Genomic DNA, 18,161 nt, shown 5'->3' on the forward strand with positions numbered 1-18,161 from the left:
CATATCCCGTCAATGGGCGCATCCGCACGGGGAGGCGAGCGAGTACGACGGGGTCAGCCCACGGGACCGCCGGCGACGTAGATCACCTGGCCCGTGACGAACCCGGCATCGGGGCTGATCAGGTACGACGCGGTGTGCGCGATGTCCGCGGGCTGGCCGACGCGGCCCACCGGGATCGACCCCGCGGCGGCTCGCTGGTGCTCCTCGAAGGTCCGGCCCACCCGCCGCGCGCTGGCCGCCGTCATGTCGCTGACGATGAAGCCGGGCCCGATGGCGTTGACGGTGACGCCGTGCGGCGCGAGCTCGAGCGCCAGCGACTTGGTGAACCCGAGCAGCCCGGCCTTCGCGCTGGAGTAGTGCGACCGGCCGTCGTCGCCGAGCGCGGAGATGCTGGAGATGTTGACGATGCGACCCCAGCCGGCGGCGACGAGGTGCCCGACGACGGCGCGCGTGACCAGGAAGTGGCCGCGCAGGTTGATGCCGAGCATGTGGTCCCACTGCTCGGCCGTCATCTCGGTGATGGGCGCGACCGGGCCGACGCCGGCGTTGTTCACCAGCACGGTGGGCGGGCCGAGCTCGGCGACCACGCGGTCGGTCGCGGCTGTGACGGAGGCCTCGTCGGCGACGTCGCAGCGGACGGCGAGCGCACGGCCGCCGGCCCTGGTGATGGCGCCAGCGGTGTCCGCCGCTGCCGCCTCGTCGAGGTCGAGGACGGCGACGGTGTGCCCCTCGCGGGACAGGCGGGCGGCGACGGCAGCACCGATGCCGCGAGCGCCGCCGGTCACGATGGCCACGGGGTTCTGGGGTGGGGTCGACATGCCCCGAGCACACACCACGGCCCCGCGCCGGCGCCAGTGGATTGTCCGTCCGTTCGGCCGGTGCGCACCGGGCGATTCCCGGCCATACTCGGACGACGCGATCGCACTTCTGGGGGGAAGTCATGAGTCCGAAGCACGGTGACATCAAGATCGAGGACGGCCTGACCTGGACCTACCAGGACCCGCCCGGGACCTGGATCATCCAGACGCCCGACGGGCCGCTGCTGCGCCCGGTCGAGGACGACTTCCCCGGCGCCGGGGCATGACCGCGGGCGAGAACCCGGACGGCGCCTGGCAGCTCACCGCGGAGCTGAAGCCCAAAGGACCCGACGCCGCGGCGGCCGGCGGGTCCGGCCCGGCCGGCGCCGATCCCGCTGCGCCGGCCTGGGACGACGCCGCCGACGACCTGCGGGCGACGGTCAAGTGGATGGTGGCCGCCTTCGCCGCGGTGGGCGCCGCGATGTTCGCGAAGGGCTTCGTCACCACGCCGAAGCTCAGCTGGACCGACGACACCTGGCAGCTCAGCGCCGCCTGGGTCGTGGGCGCGGCCGGCGTGGTCGGGGTCGGCGTGCTGATCTACCAGGCGGTGCAGCTGCTGCGCCCGACGGCGTTCGAGCTGGGCAACCTGCCGGCGACGTACATCGCGGAGATCAACGCGAACCCGCGGTTCTACCTGCCGTCCGACGCCGGAACCCTCGCCGACTACCTCGCGACGCTGCGCGCGCTGCGGGCCGCGGCGACCCGCTGGTCCCGCGAGGTCGCCGTGCGCCAGCAGGCGCTCGCCGCCGCGCAGAAGCCCGCTCGGCCGGACGCGGCCGCCGTCGCCGCCGCCGAGCTGGAGCTGAGCCGCGCCACGGTCCGCCGCGACTCCGTGCAGCAGGCGCTCGGCGTCTACAGCACGGTGCGCGAGACCCTGCTGGACCGCGCCGGGTACTGGGCGCCGGACACGCGCCTGAACCGCGGCGGGCGGATCATGCTCGCCGCGGGCATCGTCGCCGCCGCCGGTGGCATAGGCTACCAGCTGCTGCTGGCCTCGCCCGACGACGACTCCGGCGACGGCGGGGGTGGCGGCGGCGCGTCGGCACCGTCCATCGGCGAGCTGGTGCGCTCGGACACCCCGGCCGGCGACGCGCTCTGGAGCCAGCTGGGGCTCGACGACTGCCAGGCCGACCCCGCCGCCGCGCGGATCGCCGTCGTCGTGGCCTCCGGCAAGGGCACCGACGCCGACCCGTACGTCGTGTCGACGCTGCCCACCGCGACCTGCCGGGCGGCGACGTTCACCGTCGTCGACGACGTCGCCCGGGTCAGCGTGCCGGAGCAGCTGTCGATCGACTACGAACCCGCCGAGGCGACTCAGAGCCCGTAGCCGCCGGCCACCTCGAGGTGCTGGGCGGTGATCCAGCGCCCCTCCTCGCCGGCCAGCATCGCGATGGCCAGGCCGACGTCGTCGGGCTCGCCGACCCGGCCGAGCGCGGTCCTAGCGGCGAGGGGCGCGATGACCTCGGGGAACCGCTCGAAGGCGTCGTCGCCCAGGCGCGTGCGGGTGGGGCCGGGCGCGACGGCGTTGACCCGGATGCCGCGCGGGCTGAGCTCCTTGGCGAGGTAGCGGGTGGCGACGGCGAGGCCGCCCTTCATCGCCGCATAGGCGGAGTACCCCGGCTCGGCCTCGGCGGCGAGCGCGGAGCTGCTGGTGACGTTGACGACGGCGGCACCGTCGGCCAGCAGCGGCAGCAGCGCCTGGGTGAGGAAGTACGGGCCCTTGAACAGCCCGCGGTAGAGCCGGTCGAACCGGTCCTCGGTCATGTCCGCGAACGGCACGGCCTCGGCGAACCCGGCGTTGTTGACCAGGACGTCGACGGTGTCGCGGCCCCAGGGGTCCCGCCGGTCGCGCAGGGCGGCGGCGACGGCGTCGCGGAACGCCGGGAAGGCGGCGGTGTCGGCGACGTCGAGCGGCAGCGCGACGGCCGTGCCGCCGTCCTTCTCGATGCGCGCGACGGTGTCCAGCGCGCCGTCCTCGTTGCGGTGGTAGGTGAGGACGACGCCGTGGCCGCGCGCGGCGAGCTGGACGGCCGCGCTCTGCCCGATGCCCGAGCTGGCGCCGGTGACGATGGCGACTCGCATGACTGACCTGCCTGTTCGATTCGGTGTCGGTGCTGACTCCTTCATCAGACCAGGTCAGGCAGGTGATCTACTAGATCGATCCTCTTCAGCACTTGCCCGATCCTCTCGACATTGCAAGGATCGGACTATGCACGACCGTCTCGACGAGCTGCGCCGGCTGATCGAGCGGCACGCCCGCCCCGACACCACCACGGCCATCGAGGACGTCCTGGTCTCGAGGGTCGACCGCTCCGACCCGCCGTCGGCGTCCATGTCCGGCACCGTGCTGGCGCTCATCGCGCAGGGCGAGAAGCGGCTGGCGCTGGGCGAGCGCGTCTACGACTACCGCGCCGGCCAGTACCTCGTGGCGTCGGTCGACCTGCCGGTCACCGGGCACTTCGTCGGCGCGACGCCCCAGCGGCCGGCGCTGGGGTTCGGGCTGGTCCTGCGGCCGGCCGCCGTCGCCGAGGTGCTGCTGCAGGCCGGCCCGGCCGCCCTCCCCCGCGACGGCGCCGCGGCGCCGTCGGCCCTCGCCGTCAGCGACGCCCCCGCCGAGCTGCTCGACACCGTCGTCCGGCTGCTGCGGCTGCTCGACCAGCCGCGCGACCGTGCCGTGCTCGCGCCGCTGGTGCTGCGCGAGCTGCTCTGGCGCCTGGTCAGCGGCGAGCAGGGCGCCGTCGTCCGCCAACTCGGCCTCGCCGACAGCAGCCTCAGCCACGTCGCCCGGGCGGTCGGCTGGATCCGCGACCACTACCGCGAGTCGTTCCGGGTCGAGGACGTCGCGCGGCTGGCCGGCATGAGCGTCTCGGCCTTCCACCGCAACTTCCTGGCCGTCACCGCCATGAGCCCGATCCAGTTCCAGAAGCAGATCCGGCTCCAGGAGGCGCGGCTGCTGCTGGCCGCCCACCCGGGCGACGTCACCGGCGTCGGCTATCGCGTGGGCTACGACAGCCCCTCGCAGTTCAGCCGCGAGTACCGCCGCCAGTTCGGCGTCCCGCCCAGCCGCGACGCCGCCCTGCTCGCGCCCGGCTGACTCAGGGTGCGGCCGGGAAGCCCAGCACCACCTGCAGCGCCTCGGCCGGGCGCTGGTCGATCAGCTCGAACGCGCTCGCGACCTCCGTGACCGGGACGACGTGCGACACCAGCGGCGCGACATCCACCCGGCCCGCGGCCACCAGGTCCATGAACACCCGCAGCAGACGGTCGTGGTTCCAGCGGTCGCCGAGCGCCCGCGGGGTGCCGCCGATCTGGCTGGCCACGATCTCGACCCGGTTGTGGTGGAACTCCTCGCCCAGCAGCAGCCCACCTGCCTCGCCCTGGTAGAAGCCCGCCGCCACCACCCGCCCCGCCGGCCGCACGGACCGGACGGCCTCGTGCAGTGCGCGGTAGTTGCCGCTCAGCTCGATGGCGGTGTCCGCGCCTGCTCCGCCGGTGACCGAGCGCACCGTCACCGCCGCGCCGCCCGGCACGTCGGCGCGCAGCGCGTGCGCCGCCCCGAACCGCGACGCCAGCGCGACCCGGTCGGGCAAGCCGTCGACCGCCACCACGGAGGCGCCGTTGAGCTCCGCCAGCCGGGTCGCGAGCAGCCCGATGACGCCCTGCCCGAAGACCACCACGTGCTCGCCGAGATGCACGTCGGCGGCCAGGACGGCGTTGAGCGCGATGGCGCCGACGCGGGCGAAGACGCCGTGCACCGGGTCGAGGCCGGCCGGGAGCAGCCGCCGGGCCGCGATGGCCGCCGGCACCACCGTCTCGGCGCGGTGCCCCCAGATGCCGTAGACGACGTCACCGACCCGCGGCGTCGCCACGTCCGGCGCCACCTCGACGACCTGCCCGACCTCCTGGTAGCCCCAGCCGGACACCGGGTACGAGAACGCGGGCGCACCCTCGGTGAACAGCCGCGACGCCGCGTCCCAGGTCTTCGTCAGGTACGGGTTCGAGCCGCGGTAGGCGGTCAGCTCGGTGCCGGCGGAGATGCCGGAGTACCACGTGGCGATGCGGACCTGGCCCGCGCCCAGCGGCGACGCCGGCTCCTCGGCCACGCCGACCTGACGGGGCCCGGTGAACTGCACGACCTGCGGCATGGGACACACCCCTATTTCGTCAAAGAACAGACAGATTATGTCTTGTCATCGGACATTATTAGGTGTTTCATGACCGTAACCCAAGAGAGCTTGCCATTCTCTCGACGTTGAGAGGTTCGCATGAGAGCAACCAGCATCGGCCGCGGGGCCGCCGCCCTTCTGGCCGGGTCCGTCGCGCTCGCCGCGTGCGGCGGTGGCGACGACGACAGCGGCGGCGGATCGCAGGACGCCGACAGCATCACCGTGTGGGTGGTCGAGGACATCGCCGACCGCGTCACCGCCATCGAGGCCATCGCCGACGCCTTCAGCCAGTCCTCCGGTGTCGAGGTCGAGCTGGTGTCGGTAGCCGAGAACGACTTCGACCAGCTCATCACCTCGTCGGCGGCCGCCGGCGACCTGCCCGACGTCATCGGCGCGACTTCGCTGGCCGGTGTGCAGTCCATGGCCGTCAACGAGCTGCTCGACACCGAGACGCCGGCGAGCATCGTCGACGAGCTCGGCGAGGACACCTTCGCCCAGGCCGCGCTCGAGCTGACCCGCGACGGCGACGCCCAGCTGGCGGTGCCCAGCGACGGCTGGCCGCAGCTCATGGTCTACCGCAAGGACCTGTTCGAGGCGGCCGGGCTGGAGCCGCCGACGACGTTCGACGCCATCACGGCCGCCGCCGAGGCGCTGGACAGCGACGCCGTCGCCGGCATCGTCGCGCCGACCATCCCCGGCGACGCGTTCACCCAGCAGAGCTTCGAGTACTTCGCCCTGGGCAACGGCTGCCAGCTCGTCGACGACGAGGGCACCGTCACACTGGACTCGCCGGAGTGCGCCGAGACCTTCGACTTCTACGCCGACCTGGTGCGCGACTACTCCGTGGCCGGCAACCAGGACGTCGACACCACCCGGGCCACGTACTTCGCCGGGCAGGCCGCCATGGTCGTGTGGTCGTCGTTCATCCTCGACGAGCTGGCCGGACTGCGCAACGACGCCCTGCCCACCTGCACCGAGTGCCGGGCCGACCCCACGTTCCTCGCGCAGAACAGCGGCGTCGTGACGGCCGTCGAGGGACCCAGCGGCGACGAGGCGGCGTCGTACGGCGAGATCACGTCGTGGGTGCTGACCGCCGACTCCGCGACCGAACCGTCGTCGCAGTTCGTCCAGTACATGCTCTCCGACGGCTACGTCGACTGGCTCGCCGTCGCCCCCGAGGGCAAGGTCCCGACCCGGCTGGGCACCGCCGACGCCCCCGAGGAGTACGTCACGGCGTGGGAGGGCCTCGACGCCGGCGTCGACACCAAGGCGCCGCTCTCGGACTTCTACGACGCCGAGACGCTCGAGACCGTTCGGACCAGCGCCGAGACCATCCAGCGCTGGGGGTTCGAGCAGGGCGAGGGCCAGCTGGTGGGCGCCGCGCTCGGCGAACTGCCCGTCGCGGCCGCGCTGAACGAGCTGGTCAGCGGCAGCGGTACGGGCGAGGAGGCGGCCCAGCAGGCCCAGGCCGCGGTGTCCGAGATCCAGCAGAGCCTGGAGTGACCGGGTGCCCCGCACCGACACCCTGACCCGCCAGGAGGCCCGGCTCGCCTACCGGCTCATCTCGCCGACGCTGCTCATCGTGGTCGTCGTCGTAGTGCTGCCGGTCGTCTGGACCATCTCGCTGGCGTTCCAGGACGTCCGGCTGATCAACCTGCGCGACGCCGGGTTCTTCGGCGAGTACAACGTCGACAACTTCACGACGGTGTTCGGCTCGTCCGGGTTCTGGTCGTCGCTGTGGACCACCGTCATCTACACCGTCGGCGCGACGCTCGGCTCGATCGTCATCGGGCTGATCGCCGCGCTGGCGCTGCGCAAGCCGTTCCGCGGGCGCGGCGTGCTGCGGGCGGCCATGCTGCTGCCGTACGTCGCTCCCGTCGTCGCGGCGACGTTCGTGTGGACGGTCGCGCTGAACCCGCAGTTCGGCATCGTCAACGCCTGGGGCACGCGGTTCCTGGGCTGGGATGAGCCGGTGCCGTTCCTGTCGCAGCGCGACTACGCGGTGGGGCTGTTCGGGGTCGACGTGACGGTGCCGCTGGCGCTGCTGACGGTCATCGCGTTCGAGGCCTGGCGGTACTTCCCGTTCGCGTTCCTGTTCATCATCGCCCGGCTGCAGGCGCTGCCCGGCGAGCTGGACGAGGCCGCCGTGGTGGACGGGACGTCGATCTGGCAGCGCTTCCGCTACATCACGCTGCCACAGCTCATGCCCGTCATCGCGCTGCTGACGATCCTGCGGTTCATCCTCACCTTCAACAAGTTCGACGACATCTACCTGCTGACCGGCGGCGGCGCCGGCACCGAGGTCGTGTCGATCCGGGTGTACGAGTTCCTGACCGCCCGTACGGACATCGGCGCGGCCGCCGCCCAGTCGCTGGTCCTGGCCGGGGTGCTGACCGTGTTCATCGCGATCTACATGCGGACGGCCGCGGGCCGAGGGGAGACGTCGTGAGCGTGGACACCGTCGCCACCACCCCCGCCGCGCCACCCGGCCGGCCGCCGCTGCCGCCGTCGTCGCGCCGCCGCCGCTTCCCGCGCAGCCGCGAGGAGCGCATCTGGGGATCGCTGCGGGTCATCGCGATCGTCGTGCTCGCGCTGTCGACGATCGTGCCGTTCCTCTACATGCTGGTGCTGTCGGTCCGCCCGATCGCCGAGGTGCTGCTCGAGCCCGGGCGGCTCTGGGTGTCGCCGTCGGAGTTCACCACCGACACCTACCGCGAGGTGCTCACCTCCGTCGACGACGGCGGCCAGGGCTTCCTCGGCTACATGGGCAACAGCCTGCTGGTCGCGAGCGTCACCGTCATCGTCACGCTGGTGGCCTCGATCCTCGGCGCCTACGCCGTCAGCCGGCTGGCCTTCCGCGGCCGCGGCGCGTCGGGCTACCTGTTCCTCATCGTCTACCTGTTCCCGCCGATCCTGCTGGCCATCCCGCTGTTCGTGCTGTTCTCGCAGCTCAGCCTCCGGGGCAACCTGCTGGCGCTGGCGGTGGTGTACGTGGCGCAGACTGTGCCCGTGGCGATCTACATGCTGCGCAACTACTTCGCGACCATCCCGGTGTCGCTCGAGGAGGCGGCGCTGATCGACGGGTGCACGCGCTTCGGCGTCATCCGGCGCATCAGCCTGCCGCTGTCGATGCCGTCGCTCATCGCGACCGGGCTGTACGTGTTCATGATCGCGTGGAACGAGTTCCTGTTCGCGCTGCTGTTCCTGGTCGAGCGGCGCGACAACTGGACCGTCAGCCTCGGCCTGTCGCGGCTGTCGGGGTCCATCGAGGTCCCCACGACGGTGCTCATGGCCGGTTCGGTGGTGCTCACCGTGCCGATCATCGCGCTGTTCTTCCTGGCCGAGCGGATGCTCGTCGAGGGGCTGACCAGCGGCGCGGAGAAGGGATGAGCGGGACGACGGCAGGCCGGATCCTCGAGCTGGTCCGCTCCGGCGAGGTCAGCACGCGGCGCGAGCTGCAGGAGCAGACCGGGCTGTCCCGCTCGACGCTGACCCAGCGGCTGGCCATGCTGACGGCGGCCGGCTACCTGAGCGAGGCGGCCGCCATGCACTCCGGCGTGGCGGGGCGACCGGCGAAGGCGCTGTCGTTCGTCGACTCCGACAAGTACGTGCTGACGGCCGACCTCGGCGCGACGCACGCCCGGCTGGCGCTGCAGGACGCCGCCGGCGCGATCCTGGCCGAGAGCACCGACCGGATCCGGATCCAGGACGGGCCGGACCCGGTGCTGTCGGCGGTGCTGGACGGGTTCTCGGCGCTGCTGGCTTCGGCCGGCGACGGCGCCCGGGAGCGGCTGTGCGGCATCGGCATCGGCGTCCCCGGGCCGGTAAACGTCGCGACCCGGCGGCTGCAGCAGCCGCCGATCATGCCCGGCTGGGACGACCACCCGGTGACGACGGTGTTCGAGGAGCGCTTCGGGGTGCCCACCCTGGTCGACAACGACGCGAACCTCATGGGGCTGGGCGAGGCCCGGCGGTTCCACCCGGACGTGCCGAGCCTGCTCTACGTCAAGGTCGGCACCGGCATCGGCGCCGGGCTGATCATCGACGGCCGGCCGGAACGCGGCATCGCGGGCGGCGCCGGCGACATCGGGCACATCCGCATCGCCCACCCCGTCGCCGGAGCCCTGTGCGCGTGCGGCGCCAACGGCTGCCTGGCCGCCCACGCCAGCGGCGGCGCGCTGGTCCGGCAGCTGGCCGACCGCGGCATCGCGGCCGAGACGGCGACCGACGTGGCCCGGCTGGTCCAGGCCGGCAACGCCGACGCGATCGCCCTGGTGCGGACGGCGGGACAGCTGCTCGGCGAGGTGCTGGCGACGGCGGTGGCGCTGCTCAACCCCGGGGTGCTGGTCATCGGCGGCTCCATGGCGATGACGCACGAGCACTTCCTCATCGGGGTCCGCGAGTCGCTGTACGAGCGGACGGTGCCGCTGGCGACCCGCGACCTCACCATCACCGCGTCGGCGCTGCAGGACCGCGCCGCCATCGAGGGCGCCCGCATCATGGTCGTCGACCACGTGTTCTCCGCCGACGCCGTCGACGCCCGCCTCGGCGCTGGTGCCGCCTAGCTAGTGTCCTGAGTCGTTAATTCGCGTGCAGTATCTGGCGATGGGTTCGAGGATCTGGTCGGCGGTCTTGGTCCAGACGTAGGGCCTGGGGTTGTCGTTCCAGGTGTCGATCCAGGCGCGGATGTCGGTGTTGAGTTCGCGGACTGACCGGTGGGTGCCGCGTTGGAGTTTCTTCGTGGTCAGCTCGCCGAACCAGCGTTCGACCAGGTTGAGCCATGAGGAGCTGGTCGGGGTGAAGTGGAGCGTGAAGCGGGGGTGTTCGATCAGCCATCGCTTCACGGCCGGTGTCTTGTGGGTCGAGGCGTTGTCGAGCACGACGTGCACGTCGAGTTCCGCGGGCACCTCGGCGTCGATCTTGGCCAGGAACTTCTTGAACTCGATCGCTCGGTGGCGGGCGTGCAGCGAGCCGATGACCTGGCCGGTGGCGAGGTCGAGGGCGGCGTAGAGGCTGGACGTGCCGTAGCGCTTGTAGTCATGGGTGGCGCGCTGCGGGGTGCCCGGGAGCATGGGCAGGATCGGGGCCGTGCGGTCCAGGGCCTGGATCTGGGACTTCTCGTCCACGCACAGCACCACGGCCCGCTCGGGCGGGTCGAGGTAGAGACCCACGACGTCTTTGACCTTGTCGACGAACAGCGGGTCCTTGGACAGCTTCCACGACTCCTGCCGGTGCGGCTGCAGGCCGAAGGCCCGCCAGATCCGCGAGACCGCGGACTGCGACAGGCCCAGCTCGGCCGCCAGCGACCGAGTCGACCAGTGCGTCGCATCCTTCGGCGTCGTCTCCAGCGTCCGGGTGATCACCGCCTCGACCTGCTCGTCACCAACCGTGCGGGGCCGGCCAGGGCGCGGTTCATCAAGCAGGCCATCGAGTCGGTCGGCGACGAACCGCGAGCGCCACTTACGCGCACTCGACACCGCGATCCCGAGCTTCTGCGCGATCGCGGTGTTCCCCAGCCCGTCACCAGCGGCCAGCACGATCCGCGACCGCACCGCCAACGCATTCGCGCTCGTCGGCCGCCGCGACCACGTCAACAGCTGCGACCGCTCCTCATCAGTCAACGTCACAACAGGGGCAACCGGACTCGGCACCCGCAAAGCCTACCCACTAAATACGAACTATTGACTCACGACACTAGCGCTTCAGATGAGGGGCGGGAGCTCGGCGTGGACGGCGGCGCGGGCGGCCCGGGCGTCGGGGGCGGACAGCGCCAGCTCGGCCAGCCGGACGCACTCGTCGCGGGTGACGGAGAGCAGCGTCGCCGCGACCTCGGGGATGGCCCGCGCCGTCATCGACAGGCTGGTCACGCCGAGGCCGGTCAGCACGACGGCGAGCGCGGGGTCGGCCGCGGCCTCACCGCAGACGCCCACCGGCCGGTCCGCCTGGACGCCCGCCTCCGCCGTCAGGTGCACCAGCCGCAGCGCGGCCGGCTGCCAGGCGTCGTTGAGCGCGGCCAGGTCGCCGAGCAGGCGGTCCGCCGCCATCGTGTACTGGGTGAGGTCGTTGGTGCCGAGGCTGGCGAACGCGACCTCCGACATCAGCGCGTCGGCGGTCAGCGCGAGCGCCGGCACCTCGACCATGACGCCGGCGATCGCCAGGCCGTGGGCGTGGGCGCGCTCGACGAAGTCGGCGGCCTCGCCGGCGGTCGAGACCATGGGCGCCATGACCCACACCTCGGTGCCGGAGGTCGTGGCCGCCCGGGCGATGGCCTCGAGCTGGTGGTCGAGCACCTCGGGGTGCCGGACGGCGGTCCGGTAGCCGCGGACGCCGAGGGCGGGGTTGGCCTCCGTCGCATCGGTGAGGAACGGCAGCGGCTTGTCCGCGCCGGCGTCGAGCGTACGGACGACGACCTTCCTGCCGGCGAACGGCTCCAGCACCGCGCGGTACTGCTCGACCTGCTCCTGGACCGTGGGCTCCTCGGCGCGGTCGAGGAAGCAGAACTCCGTCCGGAACAGCCCGACGCCCTCGGCACCGGCCTCGGCGGCGGCCGCCGCGCCCTTGGGATCGCCGACGTTGGCCAGCAGCTGGACGCGATGCCCGTCGGCCGTGCGGCCGGTGCCGTCGAAGGTCCACTCGCGGGCGGCCGCGGCCCGGACCTGCGCGACGGTGTCGGCGGACGGATCCGCCTCGATGGTCCCGGCGCCGCCGTCGACCAGGACGACGGTGCCCTCGGCGACGTCGAGGATGCCCGCCGCGGCGACGACCGCCGGCAGCCCGAGCGCCCGGGCCAGGATCGCCGTGTGCGACGTCGGCCCGCCGCCCTCGGTCACCAGCGCCAGGCAGGTCGAGGGGTCGAGCGTGGCGGTGTCTGCGGGGGCGAGGTCGTGCGCCACCAGGACGAACGGCTCGTCGCGCTCGGGCACGCCCGGCGCCGGGCGGCCGTCGAGCACGGCGACGATGCGGTCGCGTACGTCGGCGACGTCGCGGGCCCGCTCGGCCATGTAGCCCCCGAGCGACTCGAGCATCGCCTGGACCTCGGCCGCCGCCTCCCACACGGCGCGGGCCGGCGCCGTCCCGTCGTCGACCTTCTTCTGCGCCGCCGTGACCAGCGTGGGGTCGGCCGCCATGAGCGCCGTCGCCTCGAGCACCGCGGAGCCCTCGCCGTGCGCCGTCGTCGCCCGGTGCTCGAGGTCGGCGCGGACCTGCTCGGCGGCGGTCGCGATGCGGGCCTTCTCGGCGGCGAAGTCGGCGCCGTCGGCCGGTCGCGCGTCCGCCGCCGGCTCGGCCACCGGATCCGGCATACGCACCACCGGCCCGACCGCACGCCCCGAACTGACACCCACTCCGCTGAACACTGCCACGACGTTCCTCCTCGAACTGCTCCTCCACACGATCATCGGCACTTCCCGCCCGGGTGTGGGCGGGAAGTGCCGATGCTCACAGCGATTCCGTTACCTCGGCTCGCCGTTCTGCGACGGCGGCGCCGGCGGCTCCGGAGCGGGCGGCGGCGCACTCGCCACCGGCCGGTCTTCCGCGGGCGCGCCCGCCGGGACCTTCTCCCGCTCCTCCTCCTGGACGATCTCCGCGGCCTCCTCGCCGAGCGAGGCCTGCACCGCCTCGTCGTCGTCCTCGCGGCCCGGAGTCCGCAGGTTCCACTTGGTGATCACCCAGCGGAACAGGAAGTAGTAGACGACCGCGTAGCCCAGGCCGATGACGATGAGCAGGAGCGGCTTCTCGGCGATGCGGAAGTTGATCGCGTAGTCGATGAAGCCGGCCGAGAACCCGAACCCGTCGCGGATGTCCAGGGCGTTCGTCAGTGCCAGCGCCGTGCCCGTCAGCACCGCGTGGATGAAGTACAGCGGGAACGCGACGAACAGGAACGAGAACTCCAGCGGCTCGGTGACACCGGTGAGGAACGAGGTCAGCGCGGCGCCGAGCATGATGCCGCCGACGATCTTCTTCTGCGCCGGCTTCGCGGTCTGCCAGATGGCCAGCGCGGCGGCCGGCAGCGCGAACATCATGATCGGGAAGAACCCGGTCATGAACGCGCCGGCGGTCGGGTCGCCGTTGAGGAAGCGGAAGATGTCGCCTTGGACGACGTCGCCGGCCGGGGTCGTGTACTCGCCCAGCTGGAACCAGGGGAACGAGTTGAGGATGTGGTGCAGACCCAGCGGGATGAGCAGCCGGTTGAGGAAGCCGTAGAGGCCGCCGCCCAGCACGTCGTTCTCGGTGACCCACTCGCCGAGGTTGGTCAGCCCGTCGTCGAACGGCTTGTAGAGGAAGGCCATGCCGACGGCGATGAAGATCGCCACGAACGCGGTGATGATCGGCACGAACCGGCGGCCGCCGAAGAACGCGAGGTACGGCGGGAACTTCACCCGGTAGAACCGCTGCCACAGCAGGGCGGCGGTGAGACCCATGATGATGCCGCCCAGCACCCCGAAGTTGATCAGCTCCTGCGTCTCGCCCTCAGCCGCCCGGTCGAGGACGTGCGGCGACATCGCGTCGGACACGCTCTTGTAGACCAGGTAGCCGACGACGGCGGCCAGCGCCGTCGAGCCGTCGGCCTTGCGGGCGAACCCGATGGCGACGCCCAGCGCGAAGATCAGCGGCAGGTTGTTGAAGATGCCGGCGCCGGCTGCGCCGACCACCTCCGACACAGGCTGCAGCCAGTGCAGGCCGTCGTACTGGGCCAGGCCGGCCGGCATCCCCGGGGCTACCGTGCCCGGCTCGCCGCCCAGCATGTCGTTGGAGCCGAGCCGCAGCAGCAGCGCCGCGGCCGGCAGGACGGCGATCGGCAGCATGAGGCTGCGGCCGATGCGCTGCAGGACGGCCAGTCCGGGGAAGCCGCGCTTCCCGGTCATCGTGGCGGTCGCCGTGCTCATCGCATCGCCCCTCTCGCGGCGAGGAACTGACGGTTCACGTGCGTCTCCTCTACAGGTGATGTCCCGGGCCGGAGCCCTGGTGGGGGGTTCGTTCCAGCGTCATGTGCACCTGGTACCGGTCGGCGCGGTACCACGAGGTGACGTGCTCCATCGGCCGCCCGGCGGCGTAGGAGGTCTTCCGGAAGACCAGGAGCGGCGCGGCCGGCGGGACCCGCAGCAGCCGGGCGCGCAGCGGGTCGGCGCCCTCGGCCCAGACCGTCTGGGCGGCGGAGTCGAGGACGCGGCCGTAGTCGTGCGCGAGGATCGAGTAGACCGAGCTGGTGAGGTCGCGTTCCAGCAGCCCGGGCAGCGGCGCGGCCGGCAGCCACGACACCTCGTGCGCCATGGGGGCGCCGTCGGCCGAGCGCAGCCGCTCGATGCGGTAGGCGCGGTCGGTGACGTCGAGGCCCAGCGCGGCCCGGGCCGGCGGCGGGGCCGCGGTCTCGTCGGCGCCGAGCACGACGGTGGACGGCTTGTGGCCGCGGCGGCGCATGTCCTCGGTGAACGAGGACAGGTGCATCTGCGACTCGATGCTCGCGGCGGCCACGAACGTGCCCTTGCCGCGGACGCGGTAGAGCCGGCCCTCGGCGACCAGCCGGCCGACGGCCTCGCGGACCGTGGCCCGGCTGACCTTGAACCGGGCGACCAGTTCACGCTCCGAGGGGACCGGGGCGTCGGGCACCAGCTCGCCCTCGATCATGGCGAGCAGGATCTCTCTCAGTTGCCGGTGTTTGGGCACCGGTCCGTCGACCACGTTCACGGAGACCCTCTTTCCGGACATCTCGGACACTGGTAGGAACTGGTCTAGATGACTTGACCAGTGGCCCATACAATGTGGCTGCGCCTCACGCTTGTCAAGGGGTGCATGGTCCGAATCGACCGGCCAACGGGATTTCCCGCGGCCCCGACCCGATGCGAGTCCCGTGCTGTCCCTGCGCCGATCGCCGCTCAAGTACCTCCAGGTACGCGACTACCTGCGCAGCCTCGTGCTGAGCGAGCTGCGGCCGGGTGATCCCGTGCCCTCCGAGCGCATGCTCTGCGAGCGCTTCGGCGTCTCCCGCATGACGGTGCGCCAGGCCGTCGACGCGCTGGTCGTCGAGGGGGTGCTGGAGCGCATCCAGGGCCGCGGCACGTTCGTCGCGCCGCCCAAGGTCGACCTCCAGGTCCGGCTGGCGTCGTTCACCGAGGAGATGACCCGCCGCGGCATGACGGCGGGTGTCAAGGTGCTCGCGTCCGGGTTCGTGCCGGCCGAGCCGGACATCGCCGAGGCGCTGAAGGTGGCGACCGGCGAGCAACTCATCCACCTGCACCGGCTGCGCCTCGCCGACGACGAGCCCATGGCCGTCGAGCACACCTGGCTGCCCGCCGACCGGCTGCCCGGGTTCCTCGACGACGGCATCCCGGCCAGCGTCTACGTCGAGCTCGACGCGCGGGGACTGGTCCCGGACTGGGGCGAGGACACCATCGACGCCGGCGAGGCCGACCACGAGGAGGCCAAGCTCCTCATGATCAAGCCCGGCAAGCCCGTGCTGCGCATCTCGCGGCGCGCGTTCACCGGCGACGCCGCCATCGAGTACAGCCGCTCCGCCTTCCGCTCGGACCGCTACACGCTCTGGGTCCCCGTGGCCCGGCCCAGCCCGTCGGTGGTGCCGCGGGGGCGCACGACCGCACCCTGACCCCGCCCCGACCCGTCCCGACCCTCGACAGGAGAGAAGCCGCGTGACCGAGACGATCATGGCCCGCGAGATCGCCGAACAGCCCGAGGCGCTCGCCCGGACGCTCGACGCGCTGCTGCCGCTGCGCCCCGAGCTGCGCGCGCTGAGCGAGGGCCGGCGCGTGGTGCTGTTCGTGGCCCGCGGGTCGTCGGACAACGCCGCGATCTACGGCCGGTACCTGCTCGAGGTGCACGCGGGCGTCCCCGGCGGGCTGGCCGCGCCGAGCGTCGCGACGCACTACCACGCCGACCTCGACCTCTCCGAAGCCGTCGTCGTGTCGGTGTCGCAGTCGGGCGAGACCGAGGAGATCGTCGAGACCCAGGCGTGGGCCGCGGCCCACGGCGCCCGCACCATCGCCGTCACCAACGACGGCGGCAGCGCGCTCGCCGCCGCGGCCGACCTCGCGCTGGTCACGCGTGCCGGCGCGGAACGCGCGGTGCCGGCCACGAAGTCGTACACCACGCAGCTGGCCGCCATGGCGGTGCTGGCCGACTCCTTCGCCGCGAAGCCGGGCACCCTCGACGCCGACCTCGCCCGCGTCCCCGCCGAGGTGCGGCGGCTCATCGAGCGGCGCGACGGTGTCGACGAGGCCGCCGAGCGGCTGGCGTCGACGCCCGAGACGCTGGTCAGCGGCCGTGGCATCACGTTCGGCACGGCGCTCGAGGCCGCGCTCAAGCTCGAGGAGACCTGCCTGCGCCCGGTGCGCGGGCTGTCCTACGCCGATCTGCGGCACGGGCCGATCGCCGTCGTCGACGCCGAGCACGTCGCGCTGCTGGTGTCGGCGGCCGACGGGCCCATGGTCGCCGGACTGACGGAGCTCGCCCACGACCTGCGTCGGCGCGGGGCCGCGGCGACCATCGGCGTCGGCGGCGACACCGCGTTCGCCGGTGCCGTCGACGTCTGCGTCCGCGGACCGGAGCTGCCCGAGGCGGTGGCGCCGCTGGCGCTCGTCGTTCCCGCACAGTTGACGGTCGAGGCGCTGGCGCGCAGGCTCGGGCTCGACCCGGACGCGCCCAGGGGGCTCTCCAAGGTCACCCAGACCGACCCGGCCGGCAGCTGAGCCGGCACCCGCACTTCTCACCACACACCAACGGAGGGGACACATGGACAAGGCCGAGCAGATCCTGAAGGCGCTGGGCGGCGCCGACAACATCGTCGAGATCGAGCCGTGCGCCACGCGGCTGCGCACCGAGGTGCACGACGCCGCGCTGGTCGACGAGAAGGCGCTCAAGGCCGCCGGCGCGTTCGGCGTCATCTCGGCCGGCCAGGTCGTGCAGGTCGTGGTCGGGCCCGAGGCGGACACCATCGCCACCGACATCGAGGATCTGATGTGACCCAGCTCGACGTGCTGTCGCCGGTGCCGGGGCGGGTGATCGAGCTGGCCGAGGTGCCGGACCCGGTCTTCGCCCAGGCGCTGGTCGGCCCCGGCCTGGCCGTCGACCCCGTCCGCACCGGCCGCGTGACGGCGGTGGCCCCGGTGGCCGGCACGCTGGTCAAGCTGCACCCGCACGCGTTCGTCATCCAGACCGCCGACGGCGCGGGGGTGCTGACCCACCTGGGCATCGACACCGTCCAGCTGGCCGGCGACGGGTTCGAGCTGCTCGTGGCCGAGGGCGACGCGGTGGCCGCCGGCGCCTCCGTCGTCACCTGGGACCCGGCCGCCGTGGAGTCCGGCGGGCGCTCCCCGGTGGTGCCGGTGATCGCGCTCGAGGCGGCGGCGGACGACCTGACCGGGCTGCGCCCCGCCGGACCGGCCGAGGCCGCCGACGTGCTGTTCACGTGGGTCCGGTGAGCGGCGGGCTCGACCCGCAGCTCGCGGACCGGCGGGCGGCACTGGTCGACCTCGACGGCACGCTGGTCGACAGCGAGCCCGCGAACCAGGCCGCGTACCGGTCGTACTTCACCGAGCGGGGCTGGGAGGTGGGCCCCGACGTCTACCGCGAGTTCGCCGGCCGCCGGGGCGCCGACGTGTTCGCCCAGCTGGCCGGGCCGTGGACGGGCGAGGACGCAGCGATGCTGGTCGAGGGCGTGCTGTCGCACGTCGACCACGACGCCCACCCGCTGCGGCCCATGACCGGCGCCGCCGAGCTGATCCGCCGGCTGCACGAGGCCGGCGTGGCGATCGCGCTGGTGACGTCGGCCAAGCTCGCCTGGGCGGAGTACGCGGTGGGCGAGGTGCTGGGCGTGCGCGACCTCTTCACGGAACTGATCACCTGGGAGCGCACCGACGCCGGCAAGCCCGACCCGGCGCCCTACCTGCTGGGCGCCGAGGCCCTGGGCGTGCCCCCCGCCGACGCCGTGGCCCTGGAGGACACCGTGCCCGGCCTGCGCTCGGCGCTGGGCGCGGGGGTGGGTCTGGTCATCGGCCTGAGCACCGGCACCGATGCGCCGACGCTGCTGGCCGGCGGCGCGCACCGGGTGGTGGCCGGGCCCGCTGACCTGCTGAGGTCCTGACCAGACGGTTTGATCGATCTCAGGACGGGTACATCGCCGCTAAAG

19 protein-coding genes are annotated in these 18,161 nt (G+C 72.8%); 12 read left to right on the forward strand and 7 right to left on the reverse strand.

All coding sequences use genetic code 11. The features are described 5' to 3' along the window. Positions 1 to 53 precede the first annotated feature (53 nt). Complete coding sequence (locus tag HD601_RS06535; protein ID WP_184820358.1) at positions 54 to 818, reverse strand: SDR family NAD(P)-dependent oxidoreductase; 765 nt, start codon at positions 816 to 818, stop codon at positions 54 to 56. A 122-nt stretch (positions 819 to 940) separates the two neighbouring features. On the opposite strand from HD601_RS06535, the gene HD601_RS06540 reads away from it, so the two are divergent. Both HD601_RS06540 and HD601_RS06545 read left to right on the forward strand, forming a co-directional pair. Beyond that, a complete protein-coding gene (locus HD601_RS06540; RefSeq protein ID WP_184820360.1) occupies positions 941 to 1,084 on the forward strand; it encodes a hypothetical protein in 144 nt (47 codons plus the stop codon). Then, on the forward strand, positions 1,081 to 2,184 hold the full coding sequence (locus HD601_RS06545; RefSeq protein ID WP_184820362.1) for a hypothetical protein: 1,104 nt from the start codon (positions 1,081 to 1,083) through the stop codon (positions 2,182 to 2,184). The genes HD601_RS06540 and HD601_RS06545 overlap by 4 nt, the downstream gene beginning before the upstream one ends. On the opposite strand, the gene HD601_RS06550 is transcribed toward HD601_RS06545, so the two are convergent. Further along, on the reverse strand, positions 2,172 to 2,939 hold the full coding sequence (locus tag HD601_RS06550) for an SDR family NAD(P)-dependent oxidoreductase (RefSeq protein ID WP_184820364.1): 768 nt from the start codon (positions 2,937 to 2,939) through the stop codon (positions 2,172 to 2,174). The genes HD601_RS06545 and HD601_RS06550 overlap by 13 nt on opposite strands. A gap of 127 nt (positions 2,940 to 3,066) precedes the next feature. Between HD601_RS06550 and HD601_RS06555 the strand changes: the two genes are divergently transcribed. Beyond that, positions 3,067 to 3,951 (forward strand): AraC family transcriptional regulator, encoded by an 885-nt coding sequence (locus HD601_RS06555; RefSeq protein WP_184820366.1) that lies wholly within the window; start codon positions 3,067 to 3,069, stop codon positions 3,949 to 3,951. A 1-nt stretch (position 3,952) separates the two neighbouring features. On the opposite strand, the gene HD601_RS06560 is transcribed toward HD601_RS06555, so the two are convergent. Continuing rightward, positions 3,953 to 5,002 (reverse strand): zinc-dependent alcohol dehydrogenase, encoded by a 1,050-nt coding sequence (locus HD601_RS06560; protein ID WP_184820368.1) that lies wholly within the window; start codon positions 5,000 to 5,002, stop codon positions 3,953 to 3,955. Positions 5,003 to 5,122: 120 nt separating this feature from the next. On the opposite strand from HD601_RS06560, the gene HD601_RS06565 reads away from it, so the two are divergent. The 4 genes from HD601_RS06565 to HD601_RS06580 are packed head-to-tail and all read left to right on the forward strand — an operon-like array spanning position 5,123 to position 9,588. After that, positions 5,123 to 6,526, forward strand: coding sequence for an ABC transporter substrate-binding protein (locus tag HD601_RS06565; RefSeq protein ID WP_184820370.1), 1,404 nt, complete (start codon positions 5,123 to 5,125; stop codon positions 6,524 to 6,526). Between the two features lie 4 nt (positions 6,527 to 6,530). After that, the gene (locus HD601_RS33540) at positions 6,531 to 7,472 is read left to right on the forward strand and encodes an ABC transporter permease subunit (RefSeq protein ID WP_184820372.1); all 942 of its coding nucleotides are present in this window, start codon (positions 6,531 to 6,533) and stop codon (positions 7,470 to 7,472) included. A 50-nt stretch (positions 7,473 to 7,522) separates the two neighbouring features. After that, complete coding sequence (locus HD601_RS06575; RefSeq protein WP_343076487.1) at positions 7,523 to 8,413, forward strand: carbohydrate ABC transporter permease; 891 nt, start codon at positions 7,523 to 7,525, stop codon at positions 8,411 to 8,413. Then, positions 8,410 to 9,588: an ROK family transcriptional regulator gene (locus HD601_RS06580; protein WP_184820374.1), complete on the forward strand. Its 1,179-nt coding sequence runs from the start codon at positions 8,410 to 8,412 to the stop codon at positions 9,586 to 9,588. The genes HD601_RS06575 and HD601_RS06580 overlap by 4 nt, the downstream gene beginning before the upstream one ends. Here HD601_RS06580 and HD601_RS06585 read toward each other — a convergent pair whose 3' ends face one another. The 4 genes from HD601_RS06585 to HD601_RS06600 are packed head-to-tail and all read right to left on the reverse strand — an operon-like array spanning position 9,589 to position 14,728. Next, positions 9,589 to 10,674, reverse strand: a complete 1,086-nt coding sequence (locus HD601_RS06585; protein ID WP_184820376.1) for an IS630 family transposase — start codon at positions 10,672 to 10,674, stop codon at positions 9,589 to 9,591. Between the two features lie 51 nt (positions 10,675 to 10,725). After that, positions 10,726 to 12,420, reverse strand: a complete 1,695-nt coding sequence (gene ptsP, locus HD601_RS06590) for a phosphoenolpyruvate--protein phosphotransferase (protein ID WP_184820378.1) — start codon at positions 12,418 to 12,420, stop codon at positions 10,726 to 10,728. A 54-nt stretch (positions 12,421 to 12,474) separates the two neighbouring features. Further along, a complete protein-coding gene (locus HD601_RS06595; RefSeq protein ID WP_184820380.1) occupies positions 12,475 to 13,908 on the reverse strand; it encodes a PTS transporter subunit EIIC in 1,434 nt (477 codons plus the stop codon). A gap of 49 nt (positions 13,909 to 13,957) precedes the next feature. After that, positions 13,958 to 14,728 (reverse strand): UTRA domain-containing protein, encoded by a 771-nt coding sequence (locus HD601_RS06600; protein ID WP_184820382.1) that lies wholly within the window; start codon positions 14,726 to 14,728, stop codon positions 13,958 to 13,960. A gap of 142 nt (positions 14,729 to 14,870) precedes the next feature. Between HD601_RS06600 and HD601_RS06605 the strand changes: the two genes are divergently transcribed. Genes HD601_RS06605 through HD601_RS06625 form a run of 5 tightly spaced genes read left to right on the forward strand, consistent with a single transcriptional unit; the run spans position 14,871 to position 18,116 of the window. Then, positions 14,871 to 15,623 (forward strand): UTRA domain-containing protein, encoded by a 753-nt coding sequence (locus HD601_RS06605; RefSeq protein ID WP_184820384.1) that lies wholly within the window; start codon positions 14,871 to 14,873, stop codon positions 15,621 to 15,623. Positions 15,624 to 15,681: 58 nt separating this feature from the next. Next, positions 15,682 to 16,722, forward strand: a complete 1,041-nt coding sequence (locus tag HD601_RS06610; RefSeq protein WP_184829536.1) for an SIS domain-containing protein — start codon at positions 15,682 to 15,684, stop codon at positions 16,720 to 16,722. A 43-nt stretch (positions 16,723 to 16,765) separates the two neighbouring features. Next, on the forward strand, positions 16,766 to 16,996 hold the full coding sequence (locus HD601_RS06615) for a PTS sugar transporter subunit IIB (protein WP_184820385.1): 231 nt from the start codon (positions 16,766 to 16,768) through the stop codon (positions 16,994 to 16,996). Continuing rightward, the gene (locus HD601_RS06620; protein WP_184820387.1) at positions 16,993 to 17,454 is read left to right on the forward strand and encodes a glucose PTS transporter subunit IIA; all 462 of its coding nucleotides are present in this window, start codon (positions 16,993 to 16,995) and stop codon (positions 17,452 to 17,454) included. Before HD601_RS06615 ends, HD601_RS06620 begins: the two co-directional genes overlap by 4 nt. Next, positions 17,442 to 18,116, forward strand: a complete 675-nt coding sequence (locus HD601_RS06625; RefSeq protein WP_184820389.1) for an HAD-IA family hydrolase — start codon at positions 17,442 to 17,444, stop codon at positions 18,114 to 18,116. Before HD601_RS06620 ends, HD601_RS06625 begins: the two co-directional genes overlap by 13 nt. Positions 18,117 to 18,161 lie beyond the last annotated feature (45 nt).

The sequence above is a fragment of the Jiangella mangrovi genome (assembly GCF_014204975.1).
GTDB lineage: Bacteria > Actinomycetota > Actinomycetes > Jiangellales > Jiangellaceae > Jiangella > Jiangella mangrovi.

What these genes read in the sequence shown, in the direction of transcription:
- HD601_RS06535 (WP_184820358.1), bottom strand. Translation starts at nt 818, where the DNA reads ATGTCGACCCCACCCCAGAACCCCGTGGCCATCGTGACCGGCGGCGCT.
- HD601_RS06540 (WP_184820360.1), top strand. Translation starts at nt 941, where the DNA reads ATGAGTCCGAAGCACGGTGACATCAAGATCGAGGACGGCCTGACCTGG.
- HD601_RS06545 (WP_184820362.1), top strand. Translation starts at nt 1,081, where the DNA reads ATGACCGCGGGCGAGAACCCGGACGGCGCCTGGCAGCTCACCGCGGAG.
- HD601_RS06550 (WP_184820364.1), bottom strand. Translation starts at nt 2,939, where the DNA reads ATGCGAGTCGCCATCGTCACCGGCGCCAGCTCGGGCATCGGGCAGAGC.
- HD601_RS06555 (WP_184820366.1), top strand. Translation starts at nt 3,067, where the DNA reads ATGCACGACCGTCTCGACGAGCTGCGCCGGCTGATCGAGCGGCACGCC.
- HD601_RS06560 (WP_184820368.1), bottom strand. Translation starts at nt 5,002, where the DNA reads ATGCCGCAGGTCGTGCAGTTCACCGGGCCCCGTCAGGTCGGCGTGGCC.
- HD601_RS06565 (WP_184820370.1), top strand. Translation starts at nt 5,123, where the DNA reads ATGAGAGCAACCAGCATCGGCCGCGGGGCCGCCGCCCTTCTGGCCGGG.
- HD601_RS06580 (WP_184820374.1), top strand. Translation starts at nt 8,410, where the DNA reads ATGAGCGGGACGACGGCAGGCCGGATCCTCGAGCTGGTCCGCTCCGGC.
- ptsP (WP_184820378.1), bottom strand. Translation starts at nt 12,420, where the DNA reads ATGATCGTGTGGAGGAGCAGTTCGAGGAGGAACGTCGTGGCAGTGTTC.
- HD601_RS06595 (WP_184820380.1), bottom strand. Translation starts at nt 13,908, where the DNA reads ATGAGCACGGCGACCGCCACGATGACCGGGAAGCGCGGCTTCCCCGGA.
- HD601_RS06600 (WP_184820382.1), bottom strand. Translation starts at nt 14,728, where the DNA reads ATGTCCGGAAAGAGGGTCTCCGTGAACGTGGTCGACGGACCGGTGCCC.
- HD601_RS06610 (WP_184829536.1), top strand. Translation starts at nt 15,682, where the DNA reads ATGGCCCGCGAGATCGCCGAACAGCCCGAGGCGCTCGCCCGGACGCTC.
- HD601_RS06615 (WP_184820385.1), top strand. Translation starts at nt 16,766, where the DNA reads ATGGACAAGGCCGAGCAGATCCTGAAGGCGCTGGGCGGCGCCGACAAC.